This is a genomic window from uncultured Phenylobacterium sp., assembly GCF_902826855.1.
In the GTDB taxonomy this organism is placed as follows: Bacteria; Pseudomonadota; Alphaproteobacteria; order Caulobacterales; family Caulobacteraceae; genus Phenylobacterium.
This window is the reverse complement of record NZ_CADEGK010000004.1, coordinates 41,904-50,668: the sequence shown is the minus strand read 5'-3', so window position 1 is coordinate 50,668 and position 8,765 is coordinate 41,904. Positions and strand designations below refer to the sequence as shown.

The 8,765-nt window shown below is 70.4% G+C and carries 8 protein-coding genes and 1 pseudogene; 2 read left to right on the top strand and 7 right to left on the bottom strand.

Annotated features, from left to right (window positions below; translation table 11 throughout):
* Positions 1-533: pseudogene (locus QZV94_RS01370) on the top strand (TonB-dependent receptor); the annotation flags it as partial.
* On the opposite strand, the gene recQ reads toward QZV94_RS01370, so the two are convergent.
* The 7 genes from recQ to QZV94_RS01335 form a co-directional block, all read right to left on the bottom strand.
* Positions 534-2,381 (bottom strand): DNA helicase RecQ, encoded by a 1,848-nt coding sequence (gene recQ, locus QZV94_RS01365; protein WP_293676000.1) that lies wholly within the window; start codon positions 2,379-2,381, stop codon positions 534-536.
* A 57-nt stretch (positions 2,382-2,438) separates the two neighbouring features.
* Positions 2,439-2,903, bottom strand: a complete 465-nt coding sequence (locus tag QZV94_RS01360) for a BLUF domain-containing protein (protein ID WP_293675999.1) — start codon at positions 2,901-2,903, stop codon at positions 2,439-2,441.
* Between the two features lie 72 nt (positions 2,904-2,975).
* Complete coding sequence (locus tag QZV94_RS01355; RefSeq protein WP_293675998.1) at positions 2,976-3,305, bottom strand: hypothetical protein; 330 nt, start codon at positions 3,303-3,305, stop codon at positions 2,976-2,978.
* A gap of 11 nt (positions 3,306-3,316) precedes the next feature.
* The gene (locus QZV94_RS01350; RefSeq protein WP_293675997.1) at positions 3,317-4,069 is read right to left on the bottom strand and encodes an enoyl-CoA hydratase/isomerase family protein; all 753 of its coding nucleotides are present in this window, start codon (positions 4,067-4,069) and stop codon (positions 3,317-3,319) included.
* Entirely contained in the window at positions 4,069-5,109 is a 1,041-nt protein-coding gene (locus tag QZV94_RS01345; RefSeq protein WP_293675996.1) for a TauD/TfdA family dioxygenase, read from the bottom strand. The genes QZV94_RS01350 and QZV94_RS01345 overlap by 1 nt, the downstream gene beginning before the upstream one ends.
* Before the next feature lie 5 nt (positions 5,110-5,114).
* Positions 5,115-6,863, bottom strand: coding sequence for an amidohydrolase family protein (locus tag QZV94_RS01340; protein WP_293675995.1), 1,749 nt, complete (start codon positions 6,861-6,863; stop codon positions 5,115-5,117).
* Between the two features lie 116 nt (positions 6,864-6,979).
* Entirely contained in the window at positions 6,980-7,423 is a 444-nt protein-coding gene (locus tag QZV94_RS01335; RefSeq protein WP_293675994.1) for a hypothetical protein, read from the bottom strand.
* 81 nt (positions 7,424-7,504) lie between these two features.
* On the opposite strand from QZV94_RS01335, the gene QZV94_RS01330 reads away from it, so the two are divergent.
* Positions 7,505-8,632 carry a DNA cytosine methyltransferase gene (locus QZV94_RS01330; protein ID WP_293675993.1) on the top strand — a complete coding sequence of 376 codons (1,128 nt, stop codon included), beginning with the start codon at positions 7,505-7,507 and terminating at the stop codon, positions 8,630-8,632.
* The last annotated feature ends 133 nt before the right edge of the window (positions 8,633-8,765 follow it).

Below are 8,765 nucleotides of genomic sequence, written 5' to 3'. Positions count from 1 at the left end.
ACGCCGACAAGGCGACCGGCCACGGCTTCGAGTTCAACGCCGAGGCCGAGCCCGTGGACCGCCTGCTGCTGACCGCCGGACTGTCGTACAACCACACCGAGTTGCAGGACCCGAACCTGTTCACCCAGCCCTGTGGCGGCGGCTGCACCGTCCTCGACCCCGCCGGCCCGATCGCCGGAACCGTGCGGATCGACGGCAACAGCTTGCCCAACGCGCCCAGGTGGATCGCCAACGTCACCGCCGGCTATTCGTGGGAATTCGGCGAGGGCGAGATCTTCGTGTTCACCGACTGGGCCTATCGCTCTAAGATCAACTTCTTCCTCTCCCGCTCGGCCGAGTTCAGCGATGACAAGCTGCTGGAAGGCGGCTTGCGGTTCGGCTACCGCGCCCCCGGCGAGGCCTGGGAGATCGCCGCCTTCGGCCGCAACATCCTGAGCGACCGCAGCCTGGAAGGCGGCATCGACTTCAACAACCTCACCGGCTTCGTGAACGATCCGCGGACCCTGGGGCTCGAGGTGAAGGCGAAGTTCTAGTCAGGCGGCGAAGCCGCCGACGACCTTCAGGACCGCTTCGCCGTAGTGCGCCAGCTTGGCCTCGCCGACGCTGTTGATGCGCTCGAGGGCGGCGCGCAGCGCCGGCTTGGCGGCCGCGATCTCGGCAAGCGTCCGGTCGTGGAAGATCACATAGGGCGGCACGTGCTGGGACTTCGCCTCGGCCGTGCGCCAGGTTCGCAGGGCTTCGAACAAAGCGCGGTCGGCCTCGCCGAGATCGGGCGCAGTTTCGCGGCCGCGCTTCCTGGGTCGTCGCTCGCTCTCGCGCCCTGAAGCCTTGCGCATAGCGATCCGGCGCTCTCCGCGGAATACGGCGCGGACCGCATCGGCGTCGCCCACGCCCACCAGCGGCCGGCCGTCGTTGGGGTCTTCGCGCAGCAGCCCCTCGAACAGCAGCTGTTCGGTGAGCTCGCGCCACTGCTGGGCGCTGAGCTCCTGGCCCACGCCCCAGGTGGACAGCGAGGTCTCCCAGTCGCTGGGCTCCTTGGTCTTGCCCAGCAGGTGGTCGACCAGCCGGCCGCGGCCGAAGCGGCCGTTCAGCCGGTGGGCGGCGGAGAGCGCCTTCTGGGCCGGCACGGTGGCGTCGGTGGTCTCGACGGTCCCCAGGCACAGGTCGCACTGGCCGCAGGCCTCAACGCCCTCCTCGCCGAAGTAGCGGCGCACCGAGGCGGCGCGGCAGCCCACACCGTCCAGCATGGCGTAGAGCTGGCGCACCTTCTTGGCCTGACCCTGCTTGGCGACTTCGTCCATGTCGCGCTCGGCGATGCGGCGCAGCGCCCAGACCATGTCGGCGGCGCCGTAGAGGGTGATGCCCTCGGCCGGGTCGCCGTCGCGCCCGGCGCGGCCGATCTCCTGCCAATAGGCCTCGATCGCCGAGGGCGGATCGGCGTGGATCACGAAGCGGACGTCCGGCTTGTCGACGCCCATGCCAAAGGCGATGGTCGCCACCATCACCGCCGCGTCGGCCTCGAGGAATTCCTCCAGCCGACGGGCGCGCACGCTCTTCTCCAGCCCGGCGTGGTAGGCGACGGCCGGCACGCCGGCGCCGCGCAGGGCCTCGGCCAGCGACTCGGTCTTGTCGCGCGACCCGGCGTAGACCACGCCGGAGCGGTCGGGCCGCGCCGTCACCAGCTCGACGATCCGCTTCTCCAGGTTGCCCCGCTTGCGCTCCGCCGAGAGGATCAGTTCGGGTCTCGCAAAGCTGGCGACGAACTCGCGGCCATCCTCCAGCCGCAGCTCGGCGCGGATGTCGTCGCGGGTGCGCGCGTCGGCGGTGGCGGTCACGGCCAGGCGGGGCACGCCGGGGAAGATGTCGGCCAGCCGGCCCAGCATCCGGTACTCGGGGCGGAAGTCGTGGCCCCACTGGCTGACGCAGTGGGCCTCGTCGATGGCGATCAGCGACAGGGGCGTGCGCGAGAGCCGGTCCAGCATCGAGGGCTGCATGAGCCCTTCCGGCGAGATGTACAGCAGGTCCAGCTCGCCGCGCTCGATCCGCCGCCAGGTGTGGGCGCGCTCGTCGAGGTCGATGTTGGAATCCAGCCGCGCGGCCGCCACGCCCGACTGCACCAGCCCCGCCACCTGGTCGGTCATCAGCGCGATCAGCGGCGAGACCACCAGCCCCAGCCCCGGCTGCACCAGGGCGGGGATCTGGTAACAGAGGCTCTTGCCGCCGCCGGTGGGCAGCACGGCCAGCGCATTCCTGCCCGCCAGCACCTCGGCGATGACGTCTTCCTGCAGGCCGCGGAAGGCCTGGTGCCCGAAGGTCCGCCGGAGGATCTCGCGCGCGGCGTCCAGCGGCGCGAGCTCGGCTTCGGCGAGGGCGGTGGTCATCGCCCTGTTATGCCGCCGACTCGCGCCGAGCGCCATGCAGCGTTCTGGTTATTCCCCTTAGATCAGGGCGGCCCGATGCGTGCGCGCCTGGATGCCGCGCACCGCTGTCAAAAGGCGTAGCGCCGCCTTGCCGGAGAACGTGGCGGGCGCGAAGACCTTCCGCGCGTCCAGAGCGTCCAGGATGGCGTCGTCGCCCGGGGTCATCCGCCGCGCGCACATGTTCCAGTCGCCGAACTCCCGCTCCGTGGCGGGTCCGGCGCTCAGCACCTTGGACTGCTCGTGCCGCGGGTCGTCCAGAATGCGCCGGTAGGTGGTCATCACCACCTCGGCGGCGCCTTCCAGGGCCTGGACGAAGTGGTCCTCGTGCACCAGCAGGAGGCCGGTGACGCCGACCTGGCGATTGTTGCGGATCGAGGCGCGGATGATCCCGCCGATCTCATGGTCGAGGTCTGGCGTCGGGATCGCGACGCGGCTCGTGTAGATCAGGCGGTGCAGCGTACGGCTGCCGGAAATCTCGGTCATGGAACCTCGCTGAGGTTCTCCGTACGCCGCCGTCAGTTTCTATCCGGTTGAGGAACCACGTTACGGTCGCGCCTATTTGATCTTGACGTTCGCCGTACCCATCGGGGAGGTCACCTCGAAGGCGTCGCCCGACTTCTTGTCGGCCGGGTACGCGACACACGACTCGCTGGGGTCGAAGTTGGAGGTCGTGCAGAGCTCCTCGCCCTTGATCTTCCACTCGCCTGTCACCTGGCCGTCCATCGCCGTGAACTTGCCGTCAGGCGTGTAGGTGACGTCGATGTCGTTGCCCTCGATGGTGAGGACTATGCCGTGCTTGACGACCTCGTCGAGAGTGCCGGCGACGGCCGGCGCGGCGGCGGCCACCAGGCTGACGGCTGCGGTGACGATAAGGAATTTGCGCATAGGATGCCCCCTCAGGCTTGCTTGACCGTCTTGTTCTGGAAGCCGGCGATCCGCGCTTCCATGTCCGGGCCGCGACCTTGCCCGCGGAAGATCTCGTGCGCCAGCCCCTGGGATTGCGTCATGCCATCCGTGTCGGTCACCAGGGCCTTGTTGGCCCGGTGGCTGAACCAGGAGTTGGCCAGGATGTCGGCCGCCAGCTTGTCCAGTCGCGCGTCGAACTCGGCGTCCGGGACGCAGAAATCCGCCAGGCCAATGGACGCCGCCTCCGGCCCCTGGATGGTGCGGCAGGTGAACATCATCTCCCGCGCCCGATAGGTCCCGACCCGGCGCGGCAAGCGCTGGCTCATGCCCCAGACCGGCGTCAGCGCCCACTTGGCGTGGGTGTCCGCCATCCGCGCGCCTTCGGCGGCGAAGACGATGTCGCCGGCCAGCGCCAGCTCCAGGGCGCCGGTGTAGCAGTGGCCGTGCACGGCGCTGATCACCGGCTGCGGCAGGCCGGCCAGCCGCTCGATCACCTTCGACTGGTAGAACGGCTCCGGCAGCTTCTCGCCGGCGGCGATGTCGGAGAGGTCGTGGCCCGCGGAGAAGCAGCGCCCGGCCCCCCGAACGATCACCAGGCCCACCTTGTCGGTCGCCGCCGCGATGGCTTTCACGTGGGCGTCCAACTCGACGAACATCTCGACGTTAAGCGCATTCAGCTTGTCGGGGCGGTTTAGGATCAGGGTCGCGGCCCCGTCCTTGTCGGTGCGTTCGACGACGGCCATCAGGCGTCCATCCGGCTTATGGTGAGTTTGCGCGACCAATAGCCGTCGCCGACCCGGTTCACGAATTGATGGGGGCGATCGGTCAGCACTTCGGTCTCCAGCCACAGGCGTTTCAGGTGCCGGACTTTGCCGGCGGCGCGATCGTCCTCATAGGCCGTGCGGCCATGGAGCACGTGGTAGTTGTTGATGAACTGCATGTCGCCGGGCTGGAAGTCCATCAGCACGGAATAGTCGCCGCCCTCCGCCGTCGCCTGCATCCACGCCAGGGCCTCGATGGCCTTGGCGGTGAGGCGCGGCGCGTCGGCGTGGCGCTGGGAAGCCAGCACATAGGGACGGATCAGCCGCGTGTAGAGCCGTCCGGCGTGGCGCGTGAACACCGGCATCAGGTACCAGCCCGGCTTCCCGGGCGCCTGCTCGCCCCGATAGTCGAACGGCTGCGGCTTGTAGAGCTCGGCGGCCAGGTCGGGCCGTTCGCGAACCAGGCGGTTGTGCAGGGCGACCGAGTTGCACACCGCCGACAACCCGCCGGAGACGCCGGTCTGGAGGCACATGAGCCCCACTAGGTCCGAGCCGTCGCAATGGAAGTCGAGGCCGGTGAGCCCGATCTCGTTGCCGCGCACCGTCGGATCGCTCGGGTCCTTGCCGTGGTCGGTGACGTCGCCCAGCAGGTGGCCCTTGGCGTTCTGCGGCCACGGCCGGCCGAGGTGCGCGCCGATCCCCCAATAGGCCATGCTCATCTGGTCGTTGGTCCATCGGGCGCGAGGCAGGCCACGCAGGCGCACAAAGCCGCGACCGTCGATCAGTTCCCGCTCGATCCCCTTCAGCCGCGCGCCCAGCGTCGGCAGCGGGAAGTCCGCCTTGCCGATCGCCAGGAAGTCGTCGGAGACCGAGAAGGCATGCGCCACCGCCGCTTCCAACTCGTCCGTCTCGGCGGACGAGAGGTGTTCGGTCCATGCTTCCGGATCGGCCACGTCCGCGGCCGTCCACTCGCACGCGGCCTCCAGGACCTCGGGCGTGAAGTCTGGAGCGATGGCGGTCACGGCGTCTACTCCGCCGCCATCTTCACCGGCGCAGCCTGCGAGCCGCGCAGCAGACGGCCGGGCAGGACGTCGGTGGGCGTCCCGTCGCGGTAGGTTGTCTGGCCGGCGACGATCGTGGCGGTGTAGCCCTCGGCCTTCTGGATCAACCGCCGGCCGCCGGTCGGCAGATCGTAGACCACTTGCGGCGCCTTCAGCTTCAGCCGGTCGTAGTCGATGACGTTGAGGTCGGCGCGGTAGCCGGGGATCAGCAGCCCGCGGTCGTACAGGCCGACCGTCTCGGCGGTATCGCGACACTGGCCCTTGATCATGTGCTCGACGGAGAGTTTCGGACCGCGGGTGCGGTCGCGGGTCCAGTGCACCAGGTTGCTGGTGGGGAAGCTGCCGTCGCAGATCATGCCCATGTGGGCCCCGCCGTCCGACAGGCCCGGCACAACGCAATCGTGCTGGAACATCTCGTAGACCGGGTCGAGGGTGAACTCCGGGTAGTTCAGCAGCGGCAGGTAGAGGATGCCGCGGCCCTCGTTGGTCAGCATGTGCTCGAGGGCCACCTCATAGGGCGTAATGCCGCGACGCTCGGCGATGGCCGCCATCGACTGGTCGCGGGTGGGCTCGTAGTCCGGCTCCTCGCCCATCGCGAACGTGCGGTCCCAGAACCGCGCGGGACTGAGGCCGATAGCGCGCGCAGTGCCTTCCTCGGCGAGAAGGCGGGCGCGGAAGTCGGGATCACGCAGCGCCGCCACGCGCTCGGCGAGCGGGCGATCGGCGATCTCCTGATAGCTCGGATGCCGGCTGAACGGGTTCACCGTCAGTTCCAGCCCGAAGAGCACGCCCACCGGACGGCTGGCGACCTGACCGCGGATCTGCAGGCCCTTGGCCTTGGCGCGGGACATCCGTTCCAGGAATCGGCGCCAGCCGGCCGGGCTGCGCGGGCTCTGGACCATGGAGAACGAGAGCGTCCGGCCCGAGGCGGCCACGATCCGCTCCAGCATGTCGAACTCGGCCTCGGGATCGTCGAAGTCCGAGACCACCTGCAGCACGCCCCGGCCCGCGCCGTTGCCTGCGGCGGCCATGCCCAGCGCGATGCCGGTCAGTTCATCTTCGCCGGCCGTAAGCGTGGCGATCGCCGAGCCGTCGGAGGAGCGGTGGTTCAGGGTGCGCGAGGTGCCGAAGCCGATGGCGCCGGCGTCCATGGCGCGCTTGGCGATGGCGGCCATGGCGTTGATGTCCGCCTCGGTCGCCGGCTCGCGGTCCACGCCGCGCTGGCCCATGACGTAGACCCGCAGCGCCGCGTGCGGCAGCTGGCTGCCGATGTCGACGTCGAACTGGCGGGCGGCCAACGCGTCCAGGTATTCGGTGTAGCTCTCCCAGTTCCACGGCAGGCCCTCGGCCAGCACCGGGAAGGGGATGTCCTCGACGCCTTCCATCAACTGGATCAGCCGGTCGTGGTCGTCCGGCCGGCAGGGCGCGAAGCCGACGCCGCAGTTGCCCATCACCACAGTTGTGACCCCGTGCCACGAGGACGGCTGCATCCGGCCGTCCCAGGTGGCCTGGCCGTCATAGTGGGTGTGGATGTCGACGAACCCGGGGGTGACGAGTTGGCCGGTGGCGTCGATCTCCTCGGCGCCGGCGCCGGCGAGCTTGCCCACCGCGGCGATGCGGCCGTCCTTGACCCCCACGTCGGCTTCGAACGCCGGCTGGCCGGTGCCGTCGACGACGGTCCCGCCGCGCACGACGAGATCAAACGCCTTTTCCATATGGGCCTCCCGGGGCTCTTCCGCGTACCGCGTTTTCGTCAGTTTCCGCCTTGGGCGGGCTGGGAGCAAGAGGCGGCGCGGGATTCCCGACGTGAGGGGGCCGATTGTCCGCCGACCTAGCCGCCCGGATTGGCCTTCAGCCTCGCCGTCTGGTCCGCGCAGCCGCGCAGGGTCTCGTTCAGCAGCGCCACCTCCGCCGTCATCGGGTACTGGCGGTCGCTCATCCCGTCGGAGCAGTCGCTGACGTAGAGGGTGAGCTTGATGTCCTGCCCGTCGGCGGCCTTGGCCGTCCAACTCGCCTGGCCGGGCGTGATCACCGCGCCGGGCGCCTCGGCGGGAAGGTCCGGGTGGTCGGGGCGGCTCAGCTTCAGGTGCGTTCCGTCGATGGTCAGCGCCCAGAATGGCTCGTTGCCACGCGCGGTCATCGGCTGGCTGAAGTCCGAGCGCGTGGCGGGCCCCGTCGGCTCGACGGACGCCTGCGGCGGCTGCGGCGCCGCCGGCTTCTCCGACTGGCATCCGGCGAGGGCGATGAGGACGAGGACGACTGCGAAGCGCTGCATGGCCCGATCATGGACCAAACCGCTGTCGCGTCCATGGCGCGGCGCTTTCGATCCCCGCGACGCAGGCTAGTCTCCCGCCCCATGAGTCGGCCCGGCCGCAGCTTCTACGAATTCTTCGCCGGCGGAGGCATGGCCCGCCTGGGCCTGGGCGAAGGCTGGACCTGCACCTTCGCCAACGACTTCGACCCCGCGAAGGCACGGGCCTATCGCGCCAACTTCCCCGACGCCGCGGCCCACTTCCACGAAGGCGACGTCTGGGCGCTGGCGGCGGCCGACCTGCCCGGGCGCGCCGACCTCGCCTGGGCCTCCAGCCCCTGCCAGGACTTCAGCCTGGCCGGCGGCCGCGCCGGATTGGCGGGCGGGCGCTCGAGCGCCTTCTTCGGCTTCTGGCGCTTGGTCGAGGCCTTGGACGACGCCGGCAGAGCCCCGCGCCTCCTCGTCATCGAGAACGTCAGCGGCCTCCTCACCTCGCACGGCGGCGCGGACTTCGCCGCGCTGGGCGCGGCGCTGGCTGGGCGCGGTTACCGCTTCGGCGCTCTGGAGATCGACGCCGCGACCGTGCTGCCGCAATCGCGGCCGCGCGTGTTCGTGGTCGCCGCGAAGGAGGTCCCCCCAGGCCTGACCGGCGAGAGCCCGTTCCACAGCCGCGCCGTGCGCGCCGCCCACGCAGCGCTGCCGCTGGAGAGCGCCGCCCATTGGGTCTGGTGGCGGCTGGCTCGTCCGCCGGCCCGCAACACCGACCTGGCCGCCCTGTTGGAGCCCGACGCCGCCGTCGCTTGGCATACGACTGCCCAGACCGCGCGGCTGCTGGGGCTGATGGGGCCGCTGCACCGCGCCAGACTTGCGGCGGTGTCCGGCCGCGCTGTCGGCGCCGTCTTCCGGCGCACCCGCATCGAGCACGGCCGCACGGTTCAGCGCGCTGAGGTCCGCTTCGACGGCCTGGCCGGCTGCCTGCGGACCCCGCGCGGTGGATCTTCGCGCCAGTCGCTGGTGGTGGTCGAGGACGGCGCCGTCCGCTCGCGCCTCATGACGCCGCGCGAGGCCGCTCGGCTCATGGGGCTCCCGGACAGCTACGTGCTGCCGCGGACCACCACCGCCGCCCTGCACGTCGCCGGCGACGGCGTGGCCGTCCCCGTCGTGCGCTGGCTCGCCGCGGAGCTGCTCGAACCGCTCCTGGCGCCGCGGGCCGCGCTGGCTGCGGCGGAGTAGGCCGCCGGTTGACAGCCGACCCGCGGTCCGGACACTCTCGTCACGCGCTCAGGGGCGCATCCGGATCCGCGGAAAGGGCTCGCCCACCCGACATGTATCGGCGTCAAACCGATCTTCGTTGAGCCCGAGTGCG